This window comes from Methylobacterium cerastii (assembly GCF_022179125.1).
Taxonomy (GTDB): domain Bacteria; phylum Pseudomonadota; class Alphaproteobacteria; order Rhizobiales; family Beijerinckiaceae; genus Methylobacterium; species Methylobacterium cerastii.
On sequence record NZ_BPQG01000095.1, the window covers coordinates 1 to 24243 of the forward strand.

The following is a 24243-nucleotide window of genomic DNA, read 5'->3' on the forward strand; positions in this document are numbered from 1 at the left end:
CACCACCGGCGCATCGTTGACGCCGGTAATCACGAAAACGGCAGTCTGTGCGACTGGAGCCGCTATGCCGTCCGACACCGAATAAGTGACCGTTACAGCTTGTGTCTCGCCTCGTGCTAATGCCTGATAGGCAGCATTCGCAGGATCGATAGCAAAGGTCTTTGAGGATTCATCGTAAGTCACACCTGCGGGAAGAGATGACTGAATATTGACAATTGATAGAATCCCGTCATGGTCCGGATCAAAAGAATCCTGCAGTGCGTTTATTCTTACAACATTTCCGTCTTCAAAGCTTGCGGCAGAAACCGGGCCTCCCACTACTGGAGAGTCGTTTGCACCATATATCTGCGCGACAAATGTGGTCTCTGTTCCGTATGAGTTTAAAATAGTATAACTATCGTAGCCGATTTCTCCGGCACTTAAACCATTCATAGTATATGGATTTGTTTGGTATAAATACACTCCATTTGTGTAAAGATATAGATAACCAAACGTTCCTACTTTATAGGTGTAACCATCGGAAGAACTAATTCGGTCATATGTCTTTAAACTATACGGAGGTCCAAAATTGTTAGCATAAGATAGCCGATCAAAGACTGCGTCAAAGCCTTCAAATTTCGCTGTATCATAGTAGGTTACGTCAGCCATTTGTTATCTCAGCTAAAATACAGGACCGCAGCGTTCTTTCTATAGGGTTTTAAATTGCATCCTCAAATTGTCAGGAATGTGGCTATCACACGTTCCCCTGAGGTATGTTTTGAGCCTGTCAGCCAGTTTTCGCAGACGTGTCCTAACGCCAGTCCAGGGCGTTCCACTACGTGGAAATTGACCATGCCAGTTTTCTCAGATTTTTCGGTCTTTGTGATCACCAGCACATCCTGACGCAAGGTGACTCCCGGTTCCGGATACCGTGGAAGGATTGCCTCGAACGCGATTTCCCCGGCCCCAAGGCTCTAGAAGGCCCGTGCCGACGCCACTTTACCGCTTCCACTGCACCGAGGACGAGGCGAAGGCCGCGGAGTGACGGGCGCCACGGGGGTAGCTGTGCGCACCTCTGACCCGCGGCCGTTGAACGATTGTCAAACAGGCTCGGAGGCGGGCATGCGTTGTTCCATGGCGTGACAGCCTGCTGAGCGGCGAGGGTGGGTGGCAATGGCGATCAATCAGGATGCAGTGGAGCGGTTGGCAGAGGCGTCGGCTCTGCGGGTGCTCGTTCAGACTGTGGCGGTGCTCGTGTTCGAGCAGAGTGGCTTGTCACCGGATCGGGTGAAGGCGCTCGGGGAACGGCTAAGCGCCGATATGGGATCGGTCGAGGTCCCCGGCGCCAGCGTGGCCGACCTTGACGCAATCCGCGAAGCCAATGCGCAGGCGCTGGTGGCCGCGTTCGCGAGCGTTGCCGATGGTATGCAGGGCGGCGAGTCCGTCCGGGACGCCGAGTAGGGACGAGCGGCAATGATGACTGCAAAGGTGATCGGCGGTGTCGCGGCGATCTTTTCCGCGATGTGGTGGACGATGGCGGCCTTAGTGAACACGTCTTGGGCCCGCAGGCAGTTCGAAATCTCGGACTGGGGCGTCCTGCAGCTACAGGCGAAGTTCAACGCGTTGGCCGCGGGCGCCGCCGCTGTGGCGGCCATCGTTGCCTTCTGGACTTGAGGGGTAACTCTTGCTTGCGTACGCCGCGCCCGGCCCTGTCTCGGCGATCTCGATGACCTCCAGCGTGCGGGTGACGCCGACGGCGGCCATCTCGCGGGCCACCTCGCCGTGGAGCGTGTCGCGCTGGACGTGATGCTCGGCAGAGCACCGCCCGATTGGTCGGCCTGCACGGTCGAGGTCTACGACGCGTCGGGGCGGCATGTTGTGTCGAAGCCGTTCGCAGACGTGCTGACCGTCTGGCAGGCACGGCAGGGATGACGATGGCCGATCGCCGCCGTCCCACCTCCGGCGAGACCCATGGCATCACTGGCACCCATCCGACCCGCGCTCTCCGACGTCCAGGTCTGGCGCCACGCTCTGGAGGCCATGAAGGCGACAACAGCGCCTTGCCCGGCAATGGCGGGCCGACGAGGATGAGGCCGGGTTTGATGCCGCGCTAAGGCGGATTGCGCGGCCGAAGGCGCCTACCGAAATCTAACAGGGCTGATAGATCGGACCGCCATTGCAAGACCGCGTGCGGTCAGGATCAAGATTGAACGCAGTCGTTCGGCTTGAGCCCGTACCGGTGCCGGTCCGTGAGACGCACCCCGACGCGGCGCAGGCGAGGATGAGGATTGCGATCAGACTCTTGCGCATCATGCCCCCGCCTCTCTGACAAGCAAGGCGTCGCATCGGAATAGGGCGCAACTGTGCCGCCGAACCTCCATCGGAGGCCATATGCGTCAACGGTATAATCACCAAAGAAAAAGCCCGGCGCGGCGTGTGCCGGGCAGGCAAAAATAGCGCTCGGCGCTGACTTTCGAACCAATGCCCCCTGCAATCCGTTTCTGGCCGTTGGTCAAAGGATTGAAAAATATGAAGATGCTACGTGCTGTGCTGGCTGTAAGCCTGACGATCATCTGCTCGGTGGCGCCCGCTTCCGCACAGCCCTACGGCGGCCGGGATTACGGCTACGACCGTCGTGATGATGGCTACCGGGGTCGCGATCGCGGGTATGACGATCGAGGCCGCGGTGGTGGATATGGCTTCGATGAAGGCGAGTACCTTCGCTGTAACCCCGACGTCCGTCGTGCCGTAAACCGCGGGCAGATGGAGTCGGGGGCAGCGCACTACCGCACCTTCGGTCGGCGTGAGGGCCGGCGTTTGAGCTGCTGAGCTTTTAACGAAAAAGCCCCGCGCGGCGGATGCCGGCGGGGCTGAAGGTTGCCTTGGGAACATAGGGTAGACGCCTCAAGAATGGCGTTTCATCCCTCGGGTGGGGCTTGCCGAGTAGAGCTAGCTACGTGCTCACACCCCTTCGAAGGCATTCAGGACCATCGCGCCACCGAGCCACTCCGTCGCTTCATCCAGTGTTGGAAAGGCGTACTCGATCTCGGTGAAAGGCATCGGGCGGCGATCGGGCGTCACGTTGTCGAGCAACTCTGCGTGCCAGGCACGATGCCCGCCATCGGGCGAGACCTCGCGAACCACACTGCCGACGATGACGCCGTCGAGGACGAGGTCGTAGCTCCCGGCGGCGAGCCGGTGCAGCGTGTAGTTCATCGATGGCCCCCGAACGCTTCGCCGATCGATCGCGGCGCTTGGACGGCCGTGCGCACGAAGGCATCCGCGAACGGTGTCTCCGCGCGGCGCGCTGCGATGGCGCGGATCTGCTGGACGCTATCCGGCGCCGACAGGATGTCCGCCAGTGCCGCGTTGTTGCGCCCGAGGTAGGCACGCTTCGATGCGTCGCCGACGTTCGCCAGCAGGGAGCGGCCCTGCGTCTTCAGCGCCGTCATCGCCTGTTGCGGCAGGCTCTCACCGCCGATCTCCGCCCGGTACTGCGCATTGAAATCGGTCGGCGACCCCTGCGGCTTCCGGGTGCCCGTGGCGCGCAGGATCTGCATGAGGTCGTCGACCGCCGCAGGCGCGGCCGGGCTGTCCGGCAGGGCGCGCAGCACCGCGTCGAGGTTGGTCGCCTGCTGACGCGTCCCGGCGATGTCCTTGGCGAATTTCGCCCCGCCGCCCTGCGCCTCGCCGCCGACGAGCCGGCCCATGCTGGTGTCGGCCTGGTCGGCGAGCCGCTGCCGCACGAGCTGCGCCGTTCCCTGTGGCTCCTCGCGCGCCGTCCGCATGATGAGGTCGACGAGCTCGCGTTCGCCACCGACCCGAGGCTTGGAAGGCAGCACCATCCCGCCCGCGGCTTCTGTCGTTGCGGCGCGTGACAGGTCGCCGATCGCGCCCTGGCGCTGCGGCGCGAGCGCTTCGTCGGCCGCACGCACGCCCTGCAGGCGCCGCTGCAGGCCCGGTACCGTGTCGAGGACGTCGGACCGGTCGCGGATGCCGAGCGCCAGCGCATCGCCCGAAACCGTGCCGCGGGGGTCCGTCGCCGCGTCCAGCAGCTTCGTGCCGAGGTAGTTCTCGAACCCGGCACGCGCCTCCGGCGGCGCGACGGTGTTGAAGGTCCGCACCGCCGTCGGGCCGCCGGCCTCGATCGTCGGCGCCGAGCGCTCCGCTGGCAGGGTGAAGGCGCGGCCGAACTCGTCGCGCTCGATGACCTTGGCCAGCGCCTGGTTCTCGAAGGGACGTAGAGGCACACTCGCCGCCGCGAAGTTGCGCGTAGCCTCGGCATGCTCCGGCACCGCGGCGAGCGACTGGTCGAGGCGGTCGCGCACACCGATCAGCACGCGCTGTGCCGTGGGCTCGGCCTGCGAGATCAGGTCGCCGATCGCAGCGCGAGCTCCCTGAAGCCCCTCGACGCTCAGGTCGAGCTCCCGCGCACGGCCCGGCCCCGAGCGGGTCCACAGCGTGTTGCGCGCCGCGTTCAGCGCCTTCGCCACCGGCCCCTTCGCCGTCCGCAAGGCGTCGTCGATGTGCTCCACGACCGCGGAGGGGTTCGCCTGGCCGAACCGGACGTCCGGGATCTCCTCCCGCACCGTCGTCGACTTCACGTAGGGCTGCAGCGGCCCCTGCATCGCGCCGACCGTGCGCTCGTAGGCGTCGAGCGGGTCGGCGTGCTCGCCGCGGACGAGGGCGCCGAGGACGCGCGAGCGGATGTCCGGGTGCACCGTGTCGTAGTCGATGCCGGCGCGCCCGAGATCTTCCCGGAAGCGGCTGTCGGCGAGCGAGACGGCGGTGGCGTGCTCATCCGCCATCCGCCCGTTCAAGCCGCGCCCCACCGCCACCGCCTCGGCGCCGATCGGATAGGACGGCACGCCGCGGCGTTCGTTCGTGAGCTTGCGCATGAGCTCGCCTCGGATGTCCCGCGCCATGCCGCCGTCGGCGTCCGGCTTGAGATAGCCGTGCTCGATCAGGTGCTCGCGCCAGAAGCTGTCCAGCGGCTTGCCGCCCTCCCGCGCCACGTTCCCGGCGCCGGGGACGTTGAAGCGGTGGAAGTCCTGAGACCGCAGGTCGCCGTCGAGGGCGAGACCGCCGTTGCGCGCGATGAAGCGCGCGAGGCTCTCCGGCCCGGCGCCGGCGTTCGCCGGGTCGGCCTTCGTGATGCCTTCGAGCGGGCGCGGCGCGGCGTCGGTGAACTGCGGACGGCTGAACGCCGGGTAGGTCACCTGCGGGTCGCCGGGTCGCTCAACGGCAATCCTGCGTTCGATACCGATGCCTTCCGGCGCATTGTTGGCGGCAGCATAGTCCTGGTCAGCCAGCGCAGCGCGCATCCCCTCGCGGCCTCGGTAGACGTCGTGCAGACCATCCTGGATCACCGGGCCGGCCTGCGCCGGCGTCGTTCGCGGGCCGACCTGCCGCACGCTCTCGGCGAGCGCCCGCCCCTCGGGCGAGTTCGCGATGGAGCGGCGCGCGGCGTCGGCTGCCAGCGGCCCGAGCGTCGAGGGCTCCACGCTTTGCGGGGCGATCGTATCCAGCGTCCGGCCGGTCGCCGCCTGCACCTGCCCGGGGCGCGCCGCCATCATCTCGGCCAGCGCGGCCGACTGCGGCGAGCCCTCCACGAAGCGCTGCACATCGGCGAGCTTCGTGCCGTTGTTCGTGACGTGCTGCAGGACCTCCGGCCCCGTGAGCGGCACGCCGATCCGCTGGCCCGTCTGGGCGAGCGCCTCCGCCTGGTCGAACTGCGCCGGCGTCACGCGGGACGCCGCCGTTCCGATCGCCCGAGCCGGCGCGTCGGCGCGCGCCGCAACGGCCGCCGTCCCAACGTTGCCAGTGATCGCCGCCATCAGCCGGGCGTACGGCTCGGCCTCCGTCCCCTTCGTCGCCTGCCCGGCCGTCTCGGACAGCACCGCCGGGACGACGGTCTCAGCGACCTTGCGGACCACACCGCCCGGCCCGATGAGCGCGCCGGGGGCGAACTCCGCGACCGTCCGAGCGTACTCGCCCGGCACGGTCTCGGGCTGGTAGAGCGGCCCGGTCACCGCCTCGACGTGCCCGGTCAGGCTCTCGGGGGTAGGGAGAAACGGCACGTTGCGGATCTTCTCGGCCGCGTTCGGGAAGCCGAGCGCGTCCAGCGCCTTGCCGCCGAGGTAGCCGTCCACCTGCTGGATCATGCCCGGCAGCCCGAGGAATCCGGTGACGCCGTTCACCAGGCCCGTGACGATGCCGCCGCCGATATCCCCGGCCGCATCGTAGCGCGGCGCCGTGGCAGGCTTGTGGGCTGCTACCGGCGCAGCGGCGGCCACTCGGAAGTCGGCCCACGGATCGGTGGCCGAGGCAGCGCCCCTATCCCCCGGCGAAGAGGGGGTAGCGGGTGTCGGCGTGCGGAACTCAGCCCACGGATCGTCAGCCATTACGGGACCCTCCCGGTCGTGCCGTCAGGAAGAATGATCTCGGTTCCACTGGGGAGACGCCTAGCCTCCGCCGGCGACGAGACCTGCACGGGTGCGGCTGCCCGCGATACCGCGGCGCTCGATGCGCCTGGCGTGGACGACGTGGCGTCGGCGGTGCCGCCGGCGAAGCGAGCGAAGGGCGAGGACAGCGCGGCGATGCGCCGGTCGGCCTCGTACTTGTCGAGCGTCCCGGCCTGCGACTGCCGGGCGATCTCCGCCGCCTGCTGCTGCTGCCGCGCAGCGGCGCGCAGCGTCTCGACGATGATCCGGTTACCGCCGGGCGTATTGCCGAGGGACGGCAGGCTGTCGATGAAGTTCTTCAGCTCGCGATCCGACTGTGCGCCCGAACCCGGCACGCGCAGGCCCGGAGCGAGGCGCTGCACGATGGCGTTCGCCGCCTGCGCCTGGTCGAGCTTGCCGCCTGTCAGGGACGAGGCGACGTCGCCGAGGCCTAGATCCTGCGCGTACCTCGCTACCTGCAGCTTCCGATCAGCCAAGGCGCCCGTCGGCACATCCGAGAGCAGCCCTTCGAGGCGGTCGAGGTTGCCGTTCATCGCCCCGGCCGCCGCGCCGGCCTTCGCGATCTCGTCGTGACGGGTGGCGAGCGCCCGATCGCTGGTGTCCCGGTACGCGTCCGGTGTCGCGCCGCGCCCGTCGGCGGCGATCGCCGACGAGAGCTCGGCCACCCGCGGGTCGTTCGGGTCATGGGCCTGCAGCGCCGCGCGCTCGGCCTGCAGCCGCGAGACGTTCGAGGGCGCGACGGCCGCGGGCGCCGGCGCCTGCCCGATCGACTGCGGCGCCGTGGTGATGACAGGGCCGTTGGCACCCTGGACGCTCGGCGTCGGCGTGCTGCCGAAAACGATGGCCTGCCGCAGCTCGGGGGTCATGCGGCCATAATCGGCGGCCTTGGCCTGTTCGAGGCTCGGCGGGCTCTCGTTGCCCTGCAGCTCCCGGCCATCCGGCAACACGGATTTCTGATCCGGCTTCAGCGTGAACGCGCCGCTGACCGTCCGCGGTAGACCCGTCGCCGCCGACGTCTGCTGCGAGAGGTAGACGGTCTCGCCCTCCTTGGCAGTAACCGGCGCAGCGTAGGCAATGGCGAGCTTGCTCTGGTTGTCAGCGTTGTTGGTCTGAAGCGCCCGCGCGTTGTCGGCGGCGTTGGTCCGCAGCGTCGTTGCGTTGTTGGCGTTGACCGCTGTCATGCTCTGGTTCGGGCTATAGGCGCCGGCGATCCCAGCCCGGCGGTCAAACACCGTCGTGTCGAGGTTCGCGTCGCCGGCTTGGGCGTAGAGTTCAGCGATCCGCGAGGCGTTGGCCTTGTCGGTCGCGGCCTTCTGGTAGGCGTAGGTCTCCGCGCCCGTCGGCGGCGCGAACGCCTTGCCGAGGGCACCGAGCCCCTCGTTGAAGCTATCTGTGTTAATGGCGGGTCTGGGGACACGATAAGTCGGCATCGATCATCTCCGAAGTGGTCTCGGAACGGGGCGCTGACGCCCGCTCCACGCTCAGGGTTGGCCGGTGGCGGACGCCGCGCACCGCGATGGCTTCAAGCGAAGCGTCTTCGACCCGACTGGCGAGTTGAAGGATCAGCGCGACCAGGCCGCGCAGGAAATCGGGATGCCATTGGGTCCGGGCGTCGGCCGGCTCGGCCCAGAACCGCAGAAGATCGTCGAGGCAATCCGAGTTCGACGCCTGATCCTCAATGCTCGGCACGAGCATTGGGTTGGCAGCAGCGAGGGACCGTTCCGCGGCGTCGACCAGCGGCGCCAGGCGGCGATAATCCTCAGCGGGCAGGACGCCGGTCACAGCGCCCCGGCAGGCAGCCCGCATCGCCATAGCGAAGGCCGGCCCTGGATCGCGTGAGCCCGCTGCGCACTCGAACCCGTAGGCGGCGAGTTCGACCTGCTCGGCCACGGTCGTCATCGCGGCCCCTTCGGCGATCCGGGGAACAGAACGACCACACAGGAGGTGGGCGAGGGCAGCGTCGGGAGTAGCGGCAGAACCGCGTCAAGAGAGGCGCCGCGAAGCTTTCGATTGAGGTCGTTGGCGCGCCGCATGTTGATGATGTCGAACCAGAACATCGCGAGGACGGTGTCGCAACCGACGGGGACATGATCCCCGCGCCCCTCGTCGAGGGGGATCGCCCAACCGTTTGCTATGCCAAGAGCTGCGCGGTAGCCGAGCTCAATCTGTTCCGCCGAATACCGCAACGACAACAGGCGCTGGCTCGTCTTGTGAGCGGCGATCAGGTTGACCCTGAGCTGGTCACGATTGAACGCGTCGATGACCCTCGGATTTGCGCTCCGCCGCAGCGCCCCAAGGGCAAGTTCAAGGTTGAAGACGTGTTGTTCGTACGTCGACGCGTCGGCCGCTCTACGCATCTCCCAGAACGCGTCGAAGTAGTCTGGCGGCTGGTATTCATTGTCCGCGGGGTCGTGCATCACGTCGCCGATCAGTCTCGCCCAAGGATCAGGCCGGCGTCGTGCGCCACGGCCGGCAGCGCTGATGCGCGATCTCTTGGTTCGAACTACGGGCCTCGCGCCATCGAGCGTCGAGGAGGTGATGCGGCCGCCCGAGCTCCGCGCTTATCGGGACATGCGCAGACTAGCGAATTCCAAATGGACGATCAACGACTAACTGCAATGATCGGCATGTATTTTTATAGATTGATACGGTCTATCGGGCTTTTGGTGCCAATTTCATGCTCCGGACATCTTGTCCAAAATCTTTTCCGGGGCGCAATTTTGTACGAAGGGGTGCACCGGCTGCGACATTTTGGCCGAAGGTATACCGGGGGCGTGCCCAGGGTAGGGTGCCGGTCTGATGCCAGCGCGAAAGTCTGACGGGCCAGGCTATAACGATCAACGACTTAGTTTATTCAGCGTCTGACGCATCCGACAATCATCAGACTAGTTTTAGATAAGTCCCTGAAGGTGACAGACTCATTGTCCTTATGGATTATTCAATTGCCGACGAACCCCACGAGAATGCAACAATGCTCGAAATCTACACCCTCCCCGATGTGCGTCTTTACGCTATCAGCAACATCCTGGGCGCGGCGCTCGAAACGATCCTCACGAGCGAGGAGATCCCGGCGGAGCTTGGCGGTCGGCTCACTGGCCTCATCTCCGTCGCGCGAGCCGAGGCGATCCGGCTCTCGGACGAGCTGGACCCAACGGCCGTGACCATCCTGCCGCGAACACGCCTCACCTCCCTTGAGGGGAACGTCGTGGCCTTCCCGCGACAAGCCTATTGACGATCGTTCCGCGTCGTATCATTGTATGCAACGTCCGATGCACATAACGATACGGCGCGGAAAATGGCCAACGGTCGCTTCGTCTCCTACCTTCGCGTCAGCACCGATCGACAGGGCCGCTCAGGTCTCGGCCTTGAGGCGCAACGCGCCGCTGTGACGGATTACCTGAACGGCGGCGCGTGGTCGCTCGTCGCCGAGGTCGTTGAGATCGAAAGCGGTGCGAATGCCGACCGCCCCGAATTGGCGCGAGCTATGGCGCTCTGCCGAGCCCACCGCGCGACGCTCGTCGTTGCGAAGCTCGATCGGCTAGCGCGTGACGCGCATTTCCTTCTGGGCCTCGACAAGGCCGGCATCGACTTCGTTGCGTGCGACATGCCGTCGGCGAACCGCATGACGGTCGGGATCATGGCCGTGGTCGCCGAGGAGGAGCGGCGCATGATATCTGCTCGAACGAAGGCAGCGCTCGCCGCCGCGAAGGCACGCGGCCAGAAGCTCGGTGGCTTCCGCGGCAGGGCGGGAACGGCAGCGGATACAGCTCGCGCCCGGGAAGCCCGAGCCGGCAACGCCGACTCCCACGCCGAAGCCCTGTCGCCGATCATCGCCCGTATCGATCCCGCTGGCACGGCATCGCTGCGCACGGTCGCCGCGGCGCTTGAAGCCGAAGGCATTCCGACCCCGAGCGGTCGCGGGACTTGGACGCCGACCGCCGTGGCACGACTGAGGGCACGCCTGCAGCCATCCAGCACATAACCCGCCAGTCAGTCGAAGACGCCGTCGCCAGGCGCCTCATCGTCGGCCACTGGTGCGTCGAGGGCAGCGAGGAGGGCACGCGCCTGCTCAGCCCGCCGCGCCAGCTCCGCCCGAGACATGCTCGACAAGGGCGCTTCGGCCTCGTCGTCGGCTGCGCCTTCGAACACGCCTCCGATACGGCAGATGAGGTTCGCACCATCAAGGCGCTCGGCTGCCCGTGCCTTCTCATCTCGGCAGACCGCTAAGGCCGTGTCATACGCCGCCTCAAGACCCTCGGTCCGAGCACGCGCCCGAACGCGCTTCACGACTTCGCCGGCCGCAGCGGCAGGTTTGGCTCGCGTCATCTCGATCTCCTATCCAAAAACGCCGATCCCATCGCGTAGGGCAATCTGCAGCGGCGAGAGCTCAGGGGCTGCGCGGCGGAAGGCGTCGTCGACACCGTCCCGAGGCGTCCGTTTGACCGTGGTGGGTCGTGCCTTCCGGACCCGCGCATCCTCACCGTCGGAGGGCCGCGACTTGGCCATCAGATCCGCGAGCCACCGAGCGGCGTCGCGATCATGCCGGCGCCGTTGACGCTTCGTCGGGCTACCGGGCGTGTGCGAGGCCTGCCAGGCTTCGTATCGAGTCCGTTGCTCCGGCGTCATCGTCTCGACGCGGTCGACAGCCTCGCGCCGCCGGCGCTGCTTGTAAGCGTCGCTCCGCGGCTTGCCGGTCGGAACACCGCCTGGACAGGCCGGCGTGTGCCAGCCGAGCGGCCCGGCCCCTTTCGGTGTAGCGCCGCCGTGGAATTTACAACGGGTGCGGCCTTTGGCCGGCAGGAGCTTGCACGGCTCGCCAGTGGACTTCGCCCGGGCGCCGCACTTCGGCAGGCTGGCCCGGCTTGCGTTGACGGCACGTAGGGCTTGGCGGCCGATCTCTCGCGACGCATCCGAACGCGACCAAGCCGAGACCCGGCGCGGGTGCTTGTCCGGCCCCCGCCGTCGCGGAGCGCGCGGACGCTTGTCCGGTCCTCGCTTTCTCATAGCGAGCGCCCGTGAGGTATATCGGACCACATCCCCCATGGGGCGATCCGACGAGCCTCGGCGCCGACATTGCCGCATGTGCGCGCGCGGAGAGATCTCGACAGAAAATAGAAAAAATGCCGCTGATAATTAATTGATTTAAAAAGCAACCTGGATCTCGCGCACGCATGCGGCAATGTCGGCAAAACGAGCCGAAATCGCTCCAAAACCTGCCTCCGATGTGGTTCAACGCGCATCGGAAATTCTCCGGCGAGCCTCGATTGCGTCCTGCAGGCGCCTGCGCTCATGCGTCCGACGGGATTTTTCCCGTTCAGCCCGTTCGGCGAAGCGTTCGAAAATACGAGGATTGACCCGCCAACTTGTCGGACCTTCCGGCGAGGAGGCCGCGACGTTGACCCATCCGGCGGTTTCCAGATCTCGCATTGCGGCCATCGTGATCCGGCGATTGCCCTGCAGCGACCGCCGCGCCTTCTCGATTTCCCGGGGCGTCACATGCTCGATAGCGGCGCGGGTCAGCAGCCAGCCTGCGATCCATCGCGCCTCGGCGGTGCTCTCCGCCGGGTCGTGATACTCGGCGTAGAAGCGCCACGCGTGCCGGAGCAGGAAGAAGCAGAAGCGGGACGCCTTCGTCGCCGTCTCGGCCGACACCCGCGCACTGAGCGGTACGCACCCAACGAACGCCCAGGTTTCGAGGGCATGGAAGATCAGGAGGATGCGGGACATCAGCCCCTCCCACTTGGACACGTGGCCCTCCCACGCGGCCGAGCTGCCGGGCAGGCGCTGCAGCTTTCGGATCTCGGCCCAGGTCTCGGCCATGACCGTGTGCGCCTCGGCACTGAGCTGCACCGTCCCGCCGGACGACTTGTCTATGGCCGCGAGCGCGCGGATGGCGCTGGCGTACTCGCTGAGCGCTGCTTCGTCCGGGGGCATATCGAGGCTCAGCCGGTCTGCCTCGTCGTCGACCACGAATACGAAGCGCTGAAGCATGCCGTCGCTTCCGAGGTCGCGGGCCAGCGCGCGGATCTTCTCCGGTTGCGTCGAGGCGAGGAGCCCCATCAGCGCTGAGGTCGCGCGCACCGTCCCGCAGACCCGTTCCAGGCTAATGTCGCCGCCGTCGAGCAGCCGAAGCTGATGGCTCCGATCGCCGTCGCCGTTCCGCTTGTACGCCCCCATCGCGCCAAGGAACGACGCGAGCTCGTCCGGCGCCCGGATGATGCCGCGCGGGTTGTCGGCATGGATGCGAACCTGCTTCTCCAAGGTCGCGTCGTCGACCACGTGCTGCCGTGTGACCGGCCGTGAGTTTGTCGGCTGCGGCAGCGCCTTCCGGTGCTTCCGATCAGCCTCGGCAGTTTCCCATGCGTCGAGCGCCCGGCGGCCCGAAGCAAACAGCTCACGATCGATCACCTTCAGGGGCTCAAGCGCCGCGGCGATCAGCGGGGATTTCTTCCGGCCCGGCCGCGCCACGATGACAGCAGGAAAAGCCGCCGGCACCTTCCACCGATCGTCGAACCGCCGAGGTTGGATCGTCAGGGCGTTGCCAATGGCACCCCCGACGACCGTGATGGCCGCGATCGCGGCGAAGGCCTCTGGCACCCCCTTGCGCAGGGCCTCCGTCTTCACGAACCCCTCGATGACGCTCGGCAGGCACCCGGCAGGGGGTGTGGCCAGGTCGGCCGGATCGTCGTCACAGAACAGGTTGACGGGCTCGCCGAAGGCAGAGGCTTCGGTGCTCGGCGGCGCCCCGTCATCGTCCTCGATCACGTCGAAGTAGGCTTCGGGCCGATGCGGCGCGACCCGCTCCAATGCCCGCGCGATCGTCCGACCAAGGTACGCCAACGCTTGCGCGTCGCCGTGTTCGGCCTTCGCCTCGAACTTCTCGGGCGAGTAGGCCGCGATGACGGCCGCGACGTCTGCCATCTCGACGATGCCGGCGCGGACGCACTCGCTAGCGATGGCGAAATCGCGCTCGGACCGATCCGTCACCGGGCCGTCGGGCCACAGAAGGCGAGCGAATGCCGGCCGGGCGGCACAGGCTGCGGCGACCGTCTCAGCTAAGGCGGGGTCTAGGCGGTCAGGCTCGCCGAGGGCGTCCCACGCCGCCGATGGGTCGAAGTCCAAGGCACAGGTCGAAGCGGGCTCGACGGCGATCGGCGGCGCAATCCGAGCGAGCGCGGCAAGCGAGTACCGGCGCCCTGCGCCCATCACCCTGCCGCGGGTCGCAGCCGACACGCGCCCCTTCGCCCGCTTCTTCGCGTGCGGCAGGTTGATCGTGTGGGGGATGCGCAGGAGGTGCTCCACGCTCTGCACGGCATCGCCACCGAAGCGCCGAGCCAGCGCCTTGCCCTGCGCCTCGACGGCCGCGATGTTCTCCGGCGTGGCCGGGAGAGGTTCGGCGAACAGCCACACGGCCTGCACGCCGCCGCCGCTGTCTATGATGACGGACGGGCCGCTATCGTTGTCCTCGCCCCACGCTTCGAGCTGATTTAGCAGTCGTTGCCGCTCGATCGCGAACCCGCCAGGTGTGGCCTCCACAGCCGCGCCAGGATCGAGGTCGACAGGAATGCCGTGCAGGATCGCGACGTCCGACTTCAGGATGGTGCCAGCCTTCCCGCGCTGATCCGCCGGCGCGACCGGTTCGTTATGCCGGAAGTGCAGGTTGGCCACGCCTTGCCGGGCCGAGATCCACGCTGTGAGCTGCGCCCGCTCAGCGGGCAGCATGAAGGTGGCGCCGATCAGTGCTCCATCGGGCACAATGGCAGCGACCGCGATCCGTCCATTCGGACGCAACGTGCAGAGGAAGTCGACGGCTCTTGCCGTATCGTAGGGCAAACGCGAGCTGATTTGCTCATCGGCTGCGCAGTCGCTGTATTGCGGCGTCGGCTCGTCTGGATGTATATTCGGGCTCAGCATGAAAAGACTTTCGCCGGACGCCTGGCCACAGGCGCGAGGCACGCGAGGATGAGACGACGCGGCGGCTTTCCCGATGGCACGGGAGGGCCGCCGTCTCGGTTTCAGGCGTGGCTGGCAGTTCCTCGGGGCGATCGGTACGGGCGACGTCAGGCAGCGTGGCTAGAAAGCTCGGACGTCGAGGTGACACGGCGGCTCAATCGGCCCTGCACCCATGCTCGGCAGGCGCTCGGCGTGTAGAGCGGGAACCGGCCAAACTTCTGGTATTCCGGGCCGCCGCCAACGACTGCGAGCTTTGCCAGAGTGCTGGCGCAGCAGGAGACGCCGAAGGTCTCTCGGATGAACGAAGCCGCCTCGACGCGGCGCATCAGTCTTTCGGTATGGGCGGTCTCGGACATCGGCAGGTTCTCTCCGCAGGTTGCGCCGCCAAGGACGGTGCGGCGGGTTCCGTCAGATTGACCAGCATCGCCGGTAATCGCACCTTCCAAGTGCGCTCAATCGCGCTCACGATCTTTGAGCGCTCGGCGGATCGTGGCATCGCCGGCTTCCACACCTGCCGCTTGCAAGTGCGCTCTGATCTCGGCGTTTCGCCGCTTGGCTGGGTATCCAAGTGGCCACCGCCCCTCCGGCCACATGGTCGAAATGGCCTCGATCACCGCGCGCCGCCGGTCAGTTTTCGCTGCGCCCCCGGCCCCTCGGCTAGTCGCAGCGGGGGTCAACGACATTGCCCCCGGGAACGCACGTTCCACGTCCGCTGCGATCACCTCGACGTCGTACCAGCACCGTTGTGCCTCGCTTGTGCCTGCGAGAAAGCATTCCAGCCCTGGCGCATCCCTCTCGCCGTCTAGGTGGAGGTCTCGTGCTTCGATCGTGAGCGCCTGTCGATGGCTCGGCATCGCACCGTTCAGCGCCGGGCACCCATCGGCCCTGACCGTTCCGTCGGTGCCGCGCGCGTCGGTTGCGCTCCCGCGCGCCACGATGCGCTCGGCCAGCGGCTGCCAACCGTCACGTAGAAGCGTCCTGCCGTTGCTCTCAACCAGCCCGGTCCGAACGACCAGCGACATCGTTGTCCACGGCTCGCCAGCCGCGGCAGCACGGCCGATGTCGTCAACGAGCGATCCGTCGCGCGTGAAGACCCACGCGACAGCCTGCAACAGCGACCACCGCTCGGTCGGCAGGGTTGCGCTCATGCCGCCGCCACCACGTCGGCCTCGACAGCGCCGGCGAGCGACGCGGCGATCGTTTCGGACACGCGGTCGGCAGCAGCGACCAGCACAGCATCGAGGTGGTGGATGTAGCGGCTCGTCATGGTGCTGCCAGCGTGACCGAGCATCGCGCCGATCGTGCTGTCGCTGTAGCCGAGGTCGCCGGCTGTGCTGGCGAAGGAGTGACGCAGCGTGTGCGCACCGACGCCCGTCAGCCCTGCCCGCTTCCCGTAGCGCTCGATCGCATCAGGCGCACCGCCGAAGCCGCCCCTCCCCCGTGTGGATGGAAGGACGCACGCCCCGGGGCTGCGCTTTTGGATCTGCTCGAGCAGCCGAACAGCGGCGGCGCCGAGCGGCCGAACAGAACGGCCTTCCTTCGTATCGGCCAGGCGCAAGCAGGAGCCGGCGACGTCGACCTCGATCCACTGCAGGTTCGTGATCTCGCGCAGACGGCAGCCCGTCAGGCAGAGGAGCCGTATTGCATCGGTCGACTGCCAGCTCTCGCCTTCCCGGTCCGCGGCGGCGAGCACGCGGCCGAGCGATCCGAACTCGTCTGGCGTGAGCCGGCGATCCCGCTTCTTGTCCGCCGGGCGCCGCACGCCCTGCACCGGGTTTGAGGCGATGATCCCCTCCCCTATCGCGTAAGAGAGGATGCCACCGAGTAAGCCGGCTGTCCGAGCAGCCGCACCAGCGCCACCCTCGACGAGGACCACACCTCGCGCTTTGGTCTTGTAGGTCTTGCTGGTGCGGCCGGTCTGAACGTCCCGAACGAACCGCTGCACGTCCGAGCGCGTCAGATCCTGGACGAGCCGGTTGCCGAGCAGCGGCAGGATGTGGTGCACGATGCGCCCGCGATCCGAGACGAGCGTCGTGGCTTTCTTGGGCTTGCCGCCCCGGCCGAGCACAAGTCCGGCCTTCGTTGCATCGAGGTAGCGAGCGCAAAGCTGTGCGATCGTCAGCGCGCGCCGCTGTGTGGCCTTATCCTCGGCAGGGTCTTCGCCCTTTGCCACCCGCCCAAGAAGCGCGAGCGCTTCTTTCCGAGCTTGGTCCGGCGTCACCGGGCCGTGCAGCCCGATCGTGACCCGCCGGGAGCGCCCGGCGTTGCGGTACTGCACGAGGTAGCTGCGTCGGCCGGATGCAAGGATGCGCACCCCGAAGCCGGGGAGCTCGTCGCACCACAGGAAATAATCTTTGGGCCTGACTTCTGCCGCTTCGACCGTCCGCTTGGTCAGCTTCGCCATCACACCCATCCCGCTTCCGCGGAAGCACCACGGAAGCACCCGGCATCAATCACAGCGAATATCCCGCCATGGCCACCGATGGCTCATAGTGCCGTAAACCTACCGAATTCAGTGGCTTAGTAAAGCGCTGCAACTCGGGCGAACCGGCAGGAATGACCGGAAAATGCCTCCTGCCATCCCCTCGAAGGCGACGGTGGCGACGCGGGTGACCATGCGGAAGGGGGCCTTCGGCTCGACGGAAACTAAGCCTAGGCGGCCATCCCTAGCCTGACAACCTCGGGAACCGGTTCAGGAACCGGCTTCTGGCGCGGCTGTTCTCTGCCGGTCGACAACCACAAACGGAAACCGCTATGCGCCTGACATCCACCGCCCTCGCCCTCGTCTTCGCCGCCGGCCTGACCGGTGCCGCGCTGGCCGACGAGAAGCTGCCGCCGGACCAGCAGGCCAAGGTCGAGGCCATGCTCCGCCAAGAAGGCTTCACCAAGTGGAAGGAGATCGAGCTCGACGACGGCATGATCGAGGTCGACGACGCCGTCGACGGATCGGGCAAGCAGTTCGACCTCAAGCTCGATCCGAAGACGATGGCCATCGTCAAGCGCAAGGCCGAGTAGCGCAAGGCCGAGTAACGGGAGGGACGAAGCGGGCGCCGTGCGGCTCTGCCGACCGGCGCCCGATAGGCGGAAATCCGACGCTTGGTACCCATAGCCAAACGTCCGACAACGACCCTCAGCAGCCCTCCAGACCCCTTCGATCGACGACCGCATTCGGCGACACAGCGGTCGTTCGAAGTCCCGATGACGGCAGAGCGCTGGTCGGAGGGGGCTCGACCAGCGCACCAACCTGGAATGGCGATGGTCGATCAGGCCCGGTCGTCCAACTCCGGCACACCGCTCTGACGGTCGGCATAGGCGGCGAGGAAGGTCGGCCGCTGCTGCCAGCGCTTCCAGAATGCGTCGATGTGCTCGAAGCGTTCGTCCAGCGGCGTGGCGTTCACGGGGAATTTCGAGAAGGCGATCGCGGTCGCCATCGTGATGTCCGAGAAGGTCGGCGCTTCACCGCCGAGCAGCCATTCGCGCCCGTCCGACAGGTGCTGGTTCACCAGGCTCGCATGGGCCAGCGCTTCCTTGCGGCAATGCTCGCCCCAGGCCGGGTTGCTGGTGAGTTCGAGCTTTGGCCCCAGCCCCTGATGCAGGACGTGGAACGCGGTCACGATCCGGTAGAGGATGTGGACCCAGATGCGGTTGTCCCACATGGTGTCGAGGCCCTGCTCCAGGGGGCTATCACCCATGATCCGCCGACCGGGGAAGGCCTGATCGAGGTACCGGACGATGGCCGCCGTCTCCGAGATGACGCTTCCGTCCTCGAGTTTCAGCGTCGGCGTCTCGCCCCACGGGTTCATCTTCAGGTGCCGCCACTGCCGCTGCTCGCCGACCGGCGACATGTCGTAGACGCGCTCGTCGAACCGATCCGCGATGCCCTTCTCGTGCAGGAAGATGCGCAGGCGCTGTGGGTTGGGGAACGCCGAGGGCGAGGTGAAAAGCTGGAGCTTGGAGGCGGTTTGGCTGGTCATCTGACTCTCTCTGTCTGCCAGTAGGCAGACAGAGCGTTAGGCCTTCCTTTCCGAGCGGTCAACGCCTATCTGCCAACAGGCAGGTAATTTTCTTGCGGAGGATGGGCGCGATGAGTTCGGGGTATAAGGAGGCGATCCTTGCCGCTGCGAAGCGAACCGCCATGGCGCACGGCTACAGCGGATTGAATTTCCGCGATTTGGCAGCCGAGGTCGGGATCAAGGCCGCAAGCGTCTACTATCACTTCCCCGGCAAGGCCGAACTCGGAGCGGCGGTCGCGAAGCGTTATTGGGAAGACATCGCCACCGATCTCGAAGCCATCTCGGACGAAGCGGCCGACCCACTGGACGGACTGCGTCGGTATCCTGAGATTTTCCGGGTGTCTTTGCAGAACGACAACCGCATGTGCTTGTCCAGCTTCATGACGGCGGAATACGATGATCTACCCGATACCGTGAAACACGAGGTGCGCGCATTCGCCGACGTCAACGTCGCGTGGTTGAGCAAGTTGTTGACGGCGGCGAGTGTCGTGAAGGCGGCGGACAGCGAAGGCCGGGCTCGCGCCATCTACGCGGCCGTCGCGGGTGCTCAACTCATGGCGCGGGGCCGCGCCGATCTCCCGCTGTTCGACACCCTGATCGACAACTATCGCGCGGCCGGCCTCTTGCCTGCGTAGTTGTCCGTCCATTCTCGAAGAAAGCCCGCTCTGGATCGCGAAATAAGCGTTCAATGCTTAGTCTCTGAATTACCGCTTCCCACTCAAATTCTGTCGTAAGCCCTCATCCACCAGACGGGCTCGGGGCAGACCTCCCGATCTTCTGTAGTGGGCCGAAGACGAGCCCGCGGTGTCGCTCCCCCCGTCAGAGTGTGACCTTCACCGAACGGGCGCCGCCCGGCGTTCGGCGAAGGCCTCGGCGGTGGCGCGGATCACCTCGGCCGCGCGTTCCGCCCCGGCGCGATCCACGTCGAGGTGGGTGGTGACGCGGATCTGGCTGCCGATGGCGCGGATGCGGACGTCGTGCGCGAGGCAGGCCTCGGCGAAGGCCGGGGCGGTTACGCCGAGGCCGGAGACGCCGAAGCACAGGATGTTCGATTGCCCCGCGCTCGGGTCGAAGCTCAGGCCCGGCGCGTCGGCGATCGCGTCGTGGATCAGCCGGATGTGCGCGTTGTCGGTGCTCAACTGCGCGACGTGGTGGTCGAGGGCGTAGAGGCCGGCGGCGGCGATCACGCCGGATTGGCGCATGGCGCCGCCGAGCCGGTACTTCCAGCGCCAGGCCTCGACGACGAAATCGCGGGAGCCGCACAGAACCGCGCCGACCGGGCAGCCGAGGCCCTTGCTGAGGTCGAGCCAGACGCTGTCGAACCCTTGCGCGTAGTCCTTCGCCGCGATTCCGGTGGCGGCCACCGCGTTGAGCAGGCGGGCGCCGTCGATATGCGCCTTCAGGCCGTGGGCGCGGGCGATGTCGCGGATCGCCCGCATGTCGGCCAGCGCCCAGACCGAGCCGCCCGAGAAGCTGGTGGTCTGCTCGATGGAAACGAGGGCGGTGCGCGGCGCCGTGCGGGCCGGCGGCCGGATCGCCGCCGCGAACGCCTCGGGCGTGTAGAGTCCCGCCGGCGTCGGCAACGCCTTCACCGACACGCCGCCGATCGCGGCCGAGCCTGCGGCCTCGGTGTTGTAGATGTGGGACTGGTCGTCGACCACAATCTCGTCGCCGGCCCGGGTCTGAACCAGGATCGAGACGAGGTTGCACATCGTGCCGGACGGCATGAACACCCCGTCCTCCTGGCCGAGCAGGGCGGCGACCCGGTCGCAGAGCGCCCGCGTCGTCGGGTCGGAATCCGACTGCTCGTCGCCGACCACCGCGCGCGCCATCGCCTCGCGCATGCCCGGCGTCGGCCGCGTCTGGGTGTCGCTGTAGAGATCGATCGTCACGGGCAGGCTTGCCTCCGGTCGGCGTTGCGGCGCCATAGTGCATGGTCGCGCGGTCCCGCGAAAGCGCGGCGGGCACGCTTTCCATCAAAATGAATTTTGAATACGTTTAGCGGAGGCGACCGGAATCGGGCGTCGGGAGGGCTGAGCAGGTGGCGGTCGAGACGGCGCCCCAGGGTGCGAGACAGGACGTGCGGCAAGAGACGCGGCAAGGCGCATGGCAAGAGACGCGGGAAGGCGCACGGCAAGGCGCGCGCGTCGCCGGGCGGAACGGCGCCGGCCTGGCGCGGCGGCTGGCGGAGGCGTTGCAGGGCGAGGCCCGGTTCGACGCCTTCACGCGCGGGCGCTACGCGACGGACGCCTCGATCTACCAGATCGTGCCGGCCGGCGTGGTGCTGCCGAAGAGCGCCGCCGACATCGCCGCGACCCTGACGATCGCCGCCGAGCATGGGGTGCCGGTGATCATGCGGGGCGGCGGCACCTCGCAGAACGGGCAGCCGATCGGCTCGGGGCTGGTGGTCGACTGCTCGCGCCACTTCAATCGTCTCCGCGCCTACGACGCGCAGGCCGGCACCGTCACCGTCGAGCCGGGCATGGTGCTGGAGCGCCTGAACACCCGCGTGAAGGCCGACGGCTGGTTCTTCCCGGTGGAGCCCTCGACGGCGACCCGCTGCACCGTCGGCGGCATGGCCGGCAACAATTCCTGCGGCGCCCGCTCGCTGCGCTTCGGCAAGATGAGCGACAACGTGCTCGGCCTGGAGGCGCTGTTCCACGATGCGGAAGCCTTCGGCTTCGGGCTGACGGGCAACGAATCCGGCGGCGTCACCGGCTCGGCCCGCGCCGAAGACCTCGCGCGCCGCATGATGGCGCTCGCCGAGTCGGAGCGCGCGGAAATCCTGGCGAAGTATCCGAAGGTCCAGCGCCGGGTCGGCGGCTACAACCTCGACGCGCTGATCGAGGCGCGGCCGAACCTCGCCCACCTGCTGGTCGGCTCGGAGGGGACGCTGGCGGCGACGACCTCGGTGACGCTGCAGCTGTCCCGGCTGCCGGCGCACCGGGTGATGGGGGTGTGCCACTTCCCGTCGTTCCGCTCCGCGATGGAGACCACGCGCCACATCGTCGACCTCGACCCGGTGGCGGTGGAGCTCGTCGACAACAACGTGCTGGTGCTCGGCGCCGACATCCCGCTGTTTCGCGCGACGCTGGCCGACATCACCCGCGGCACGCCGAACTGCCTGCTGCTCGCCGAGTTCGCCGGCGAGGACCTCGCCGCGCTCGAGCGCGACCTCAAGCGCCTCGACGCCTGCATGGCCGACCACGGCTTCCCCGACGCGGTGGTCGAGATCCACGAGCCGTCGCGCCAGAAGTCGGTCTGGGAGGTGCGCGAAGCCTGCCTCAACATCATGATGTCGATGAAGGGGGACGCCAAGCCGGTCTCGTTCATCGAGGATTGCGCGGTGCCCCTCGAGCATCTGGCCGACTACACCGACGCCGTCACCGACGTGTTCACGAAGCACGGCACGCGCGGAACCTGGTACGCCCACGCCTCCGTCGGCTGCCTGCACGTCCGCCCGATCCTCGACATGAAGCTCGGCGGCGACGTCGCCAAGATGCGCGCCATCGCGGAGGAGACCTCCGAGCTGGTGCGCCGGTTCAAGGGCTCGTATTCCGGCGAGCACGGCGACGGCATCTCGCGCTCGGAATACATCGCGCCGCTGTTCGGGCCGCGCCTCGCCCGCGCGTTCGAGACCGTGAAGGACGCGTTCGACCCCGAGAACCGCCTGAACCCGGGCAAGATCGTGCGCCCGCTGTCGATGGACGACCGCGCGCTGATGCGGTTCGGGCCGGACTACCAGGTGGTCGCGCCGCGCGAGACCGCGCTCGACTGGCCCGAGGCCGGCGGCTTCGGCGGCGCCGTGGAGATGTGCAACAACAACGGCACCTGCCGGAAGCTCGCGGGCGGAGCGATGTGCCCGTCCTACCGCGTCACCCGCGAAGAGCAGCACCTGACGCGGGGCCGGGCGAACTCCCTGCGGCTGGCGATCTCGGGCCAGCTCGGCGAGGACGCGTTCACGTCGCCTGAGATGAAGCGCACGATGGACCTGTGCGTCTCGTGTAAGGCGTGCCGCCGCGAATGCCCGACCGGCGTCGACATGGCGCGGATGAAGGTCGAGTTCCTGCATCATTACCACGCCCGCCACGGCCTGCCGCTGAAGGACCGGCTGATCGGCGCGATGCCGCATTACGCCGGCGTCGCCGCGCGGCTGGCGCCGCTGCTGAACCTGCGCGACCGGGTGCCGGCGCTGGCGCGGATGTCCGAGCGCGTCGCGGGCCTCTCGGCGCGGCGCACGCTGCCGCGCTGGCGCCGTCCCTGGACGGAGGCCGGCGAGCCGGCCCACCCGCAGGACGTGGTGGGCGAGCACCGCGACGTGATCCTGTTCGGCGACACCTTCAACCGCGCCTTCGAGCGCGAGAACCTGGAGGCGGCCGAGCGGGTGCTCGCCGCCGCCGGCTACCGGCTGCACCGCGTCTTCCCGACCAAGGGCAAGCGCCCGCTCTGCTGCGGGCGGACGTGGCTCGCCTCGGGCCAGACCGACCGGGCGCGCGCCGAGGCGCGCCGGACGCTCGACGCGCTCCTGCCCTTCGTCCGGGCCGGCGCCCGCGTGGTCGGGCTCGAACCGTCCTGCCTCCTCACCTTCCGCGACGAGTTCGTCGCCCTGCTGCCCGGGGCGGACGCGAACCTGCTGGCCAAGCAGAGCCTGCTGATCGAGGAACTGCTCGCCGCCGACCTCAAGGCCGGGCTGATCGCGCCCGACTTCGCCGACCAGGGCGGCCGCGTCGCGCACCTGCACGGCCATTGCCACCAGAAATCCTTCGGCGCGATGGGCGCGGTGGAGAGCGTGCTGCGCAGCGTGCCGGGGCTCGACGTCCGGCCGATCGAATCGAGCTGTTGCGGCATGGCCGGCGCCTTCGGCTACGGGCCTGAGACGGTCGACACCTCGCTGGCGATGGCCGAGCTGTCGCTGTTTCCGGCGTTGCGCAAGGCCGGCCCCGACGACCTCGTCGTCGCCGACGGCACCAGCTGCCGCCACCAGATCCACGACGGGCTCGGGATGACGGCGGAACATGTGGTCAGGGTCCTCGACCGGGCCCTGGCGCCTCGACACTGATTTGGGAGGCGCCTAAACAGGGTCGGCCTCCTGCTCGGCAGCGATGAGCATCGAACGCATGAAATCGACCGCATGAACAAGATCGATCCCGGACTCGGCATCAATCGACGTTATCTTCACGACGAGGTGGCAGACCGGATTCGTGCGCTGATCCAATCCGGCGAGATGGAGCCGAAGGCCCGCGTCAACGAGGGCGAGCTGACCGAACGCTTCGGCATCTCGCGCACCCCCTTGCGCGAGGCGATCAAGATCCTCGCCACCGAAGGCCACCTCGAACTGCTGCCGAACCGCGGCGCCCGCGTCGCCAGCCTCTCGCAGGTCGAGATCGAGGAGATGATGGAGGTCATCGCCGGCCTCGAGGCGACGGCCGCCGACCTCGCCTGCCGCACCGTCACGGAGGACGAGGTCGCCGCGATCCAGGCCGACCACGACGCGATGGTGGCGATGTGGAAGGCGTCCGACGAGGCCGGGTACTTCCGCCTCAATCGCCAGATCCACGAGGCGATCATGGCGGCGAGCCGCAACGCGACGCTGTCGGGGATCTACCGCAGCCTGTCGGGCCGCATCCAGCGCTCGCGCTACTCCGCCCACCAGACGCCCGAGCAGTGGACCCGGGCGATCGAGGAGCACGAGCGGATGGTGGAGCTGCTGCGCGGCCGCGACGGCCCCGCGCTCTCGCACCTGATGCGCGAGCATATCCGCGGCAAGAAGCCGGTCATCGCAGCCAACTTCGGCGACGCCGCCGCCGAGCTGCCGGCGGACGCCGCCGGCTGAC

At 67.5% G+C, this 24243-nt stretch carries 24 protein-coding genes; 9 read left to right on the forward strand and 15 right to left on the reverse strand.

Annotation, left to right across the window (positions count from 1 at the left end):
* The coding region (locus tag MFF13_RS23565; RefSeq protein ID WP_238273088.1) for a VCBS domain-containing protein at positions 1–648 on the reverse strand (648 nt) is incomplete at its 3' end.
* 504 nt (positions 649–1152) lie between these two features.
* Here MFF13_RS23565 and MFF13_RS23570 point away from each other — a divergent pair.
* Both MFF13_RS23570 and MFF13_RS23575 read left to right on the forward strand, forming a co-directional pair.
* Positions 1153–1440, forward strand: coding sequence for a hypothetical protein (locus MFF13_RS23570; RefSeq protein WP_238273089.1), 288 nt, complete (start codon positions 1153–1155; stop codon positions 1438–1440).
* 12 nt (positions 1441–1452) lie between these two features.
* The gene (locus MFF13_RS23575; RefSeq protein ID WP_238273090.1) at positions 1453–1653 is read left to right on the forward strand and encodes a hypothetical protein; all 201 of its coding nucleotides are present in this window, start codon (positions 1453–1455) and stop codon (positions 1651–1653) included.
* Positions 1654–2387: 734 nt separating this feature from the next.
* On the opposite strand, the gene MFF13_RS23580 is transcribed toward MFF13_RS23575, so the two are convergent.
* Entirely contained in the window at positions 2388–2552 is a 165-nt protein-coding gene (locus MFF13_RS23580; RefSeq protein WP_238273110.1) for a hypothetical protein, read from the reverse strand.
* On the opposite strand from MFF13_RS23580, the gene MFF13_RS23585 reads away from it, so the two are divergent.
* Positions 2509–2808, forward strand: a complete 300-nt coding sequence (locus MFF13_RS23585) for a hypothetical protein (RefSeq protein WP_238273091.1) — start codon at positions 2509–2511, stop codon at positions 2806–2808. The genes MFF13_RS23580 and MFF13_RS23585 overlap by 44 nt on opposite strands.
* 132 nt (positions 2809–2940) lie before the next feature.
* Here MFF13_RS23585 and MFF13_RS23590 read toward each other — a convergent pair whose 3' ends face one another.
* The 5 genes from MFF13_RS23590 to MFF13_RS23610 all read right to left on the reverse strand — a co-directional run bounded on the left by MFF13_RS23590 (position 2941) and on the right by MFF13_RS23610 (position 8860).
* Positions 2941–3195: a hypothetical protein gene (locus MFF13_RS23590; RefSeq protein ID WP_238273092.1), complete on the reverse strand. Its 255-nt coding sequence runs from the start codon at positions 3193–3195 to the stop codon at positions 2941–2943.
* On the reverse strand, positions 3192–6383 hold the full coding sequence (locus MFF13_RS23595; protein ID WP_238273093.1) for a hypothetical protein: 3192 nt from the start codon (positions 6381–6383) through the stop codon (positions 3192–3194). The genes MFF13_RS23590 and MFF13_RS23595 overlap by 4 nt, the downstream gene beginning before the upstream one ends.
* The gene (locus MFF13_RS23600) at positions 6383–7675 is read right to left on the reverse strand and encodes a hypothetical protein (RefSeq protein WP_238273094.1); all 1293 of its coding nucleotides are present in this window, start codon (positions 7673–7675) and stop codon (positions 6383–6385) included. Before MFF13_RS23600 ends, MFF13_RS23595 begins: the two co-directional genes overlap by 1 nt.
* Positions 7676–7838: 163 nt before the next feature.
* Positions 7839–8342, reverse strand: a complete 504-nt coding sequence (locus MFF13_RS23605; RefSeq protein WP_238273095.1) for a hypothetical protein — start codon at positions 8340–8342, stop codon at positions 7839–7841.
* A complete protein-coding gene (locus tag MFF13_RS23610) occupies positions 8339–8860 on the reverse strand; it encodes a hypothetical protein (protein ID WP_238273096.1) in 522 nt (173 codons plus the stop codon). The genes MFF13_RS23605 and MFF13_RS23610 overlap by 4 nt, the downstream gene beginning before the upstream one ends.
* Before the next feature lie 554 nt (positions 8861–9414).
* Between MFF13_RS23610 and MFF13_RS23615 the strand changes: the two genes are divergently transcribed.
* Entirely contained in the window at positions 9415–9675 is a 261-nt protein-coding gene (locus tag MFF13_RS23615) for a hypothetical protein (protein WP_238273097.1), read from the forward strand.
* Between the two features lie 63 nt (positions 9676–9738).
* Positions 9739–10425, forward strand: coding sequence for a recombinase family protein (locus tag MFF13_RS23620; RefSeq protein WP_238273098.1), 687 nt, complete (start codon positions 9739–9741; stop codon positions 10423–10425).
* 8 nt (positions 10426–10433) lie between these two features.
* Here the strand turns inward: MFF13_RS23620 and MFF13_RS23625 are convergent, their stop codons facing one another.
* The 6 genes from MFF13_RS23625 to MFF13_RS23645 form a co-directional block, all read right to left on the reverse strand.
* Positions 10434–10769, reverse strand: a complete 336-nt coding sequence (locus MFF13_RS23625) for a hypothetical protein (RefSeq protein WP_238273099.1) — start codon at positions 10767–10769, stop codon at positions 10434–10436.
* Positions 10770–10778: 9 nt separating this feature from the next.
* Positions 10779–11525: an HGGxSTG domain-containing protein gene (locus MFF13_RS26595; protein WP_373322601.1), complete on the reverse strand. Its 747-nt coding sequence runs from the start codon at positions 11523–11525 to the stop codon at positions 10779–10781.
* A gap of 147 nt (positions 11526–11672) precedes the next feature.
* The gene (locus MFF13_RS23630) at positions 11673–14357 is read right to left on the reverse strand and encodes a DUF3987 domain-containing protein (protein ID WP_238273100.1); all 2685 of its coding nucleotides are present in this window, start codon (positions 14355–14357) and stop codon (positions 11673–11675) included.
* A gap of 146 nt (positions 14358–14503) precedes the next feature.
* Positions 14504–14752, reverse strand: a complete 249-nt coding sequence (locus MFF13_RS23635; RefSeq protein WP_238273101.1) for a hypothetical protein — start codon at positions 14750–14752, stop codon at positions 14504–14506.
* Between the two features lie 96 nt (positions 14753–14848).
* Positions 14849–15544: a hypothetical protein gene (locus MFF13_RS23640; protein ID WP_238273102.1), complete on the reverse strand. Its 696-nt coding sequence runs from the start codon at positions 15542–15544 to the stop codon at positions 14849–14851.
* Complete coding sequence (locus MFF13_RS23645) at positions 15541–16800, reverse strand: tyrosine-type recombinase/integrase (protein WP_238273103.1); 1260 nt, start codon at positions 16798–16800, stop codon at positions 15541–15543. Before MFF13_RS23645 ends, MFF13_RS23640 begins: the two co-directional genes overlap by 4 nt.
* Before the next feature lie 350 nt (positions 16801–17150).
* Between MFF13_RS23645 and MFF13_RS23650 the strand changes: the two genes are divergently transcribed.
* Positions 17151–17411, forward strand: coding sequence for a PepSY domain-containing protein (locus tag MFF13_RS23650; RefSeq protein ID WP_147828897.1), 261 nt, complete (start codon positions 17151–17153; stop codon positions 17409–17411).
* A 248-nt stretch (positions 17412–17659) separates the two neighbouring features.
* Here the strand turns inward: MFF13_RS23650 and MFF13_RS23655 are convergent, their stop codons facing one another.
* Positions 17660–18370, reverse strand: coding sequence for a glutathione S-transferase family protein (locus MFF13_RS23655; RefSeq protein WP_147750433.1), 711 nt, complete (start codon positions 18368–18370; stop codon positions 17660–17662).
* A 110-nt stretch (positions 18371–18480) separates the two neighbouring features.
* On the opposite strand from MFF13_RS23655, the gene MFF13_RS23660 reads away from it, so the two are divergent.
* Positions 18481–19044 carry a TetR/AcrR family transcriptional regulator gene (locus MFF13_RS23660; RefSeq protein WP_147762285.1) on the forward strand — a complete coding sequence of 188 codons (564 nt, stop codon included), beginning with the start codon at positions 18481–18483 and terminating at the stop codon, positions 19042–19044.
* Between the two features lie 198 nt (positions 19045–19242).
* Here the strand turns inward: MFF13_RS23660 and MFF13_RS23665 are convergent, their stop codons facing one another.
* The gene (locus MFF13_RS23665; RefSeq protein WP_147828899.1) at positions 19243–20337 is read right to left on the reverse strand and encodes a threonine aldolase family protein; all 1095 of its coding nucleotides are present in this window, start codon (positions 20335–20337) and stop codon (positions 19243–19245) included.
* A gap of 242 nt (positions 20338–20579) precedes the next feature.
* On the opposite strand from MFF13_RS23665, the gene MFF13_RS23670 reads away from it, so the two are divergent.
* A complete protein-coding gene (locus MFF13_RS23670; protein WP_238273109.1) occupies positions 20580–23468 on the forward strand; it encodes an FAD-binding and (Fe-S)-binding domain-containing protein in 2889 nt (962 codons plus the stop codon).
* Between the two features lie 72 nt (positions 23469–23540).
* The gene (locus MFF13_RS23675; RefSeq protein ID WP_147828903.1) at positions 23541–24242 is read left to right on the forward strand and encodes a GntR family transcriptional regulator; all 702 of its coding nucleotides are present in this window, start codon (positions 23541–23543) and stop codon (positions 24240–24242) included.
* The last annotated feature ends 1 nt before the right edge of the window (position 24243 follow it).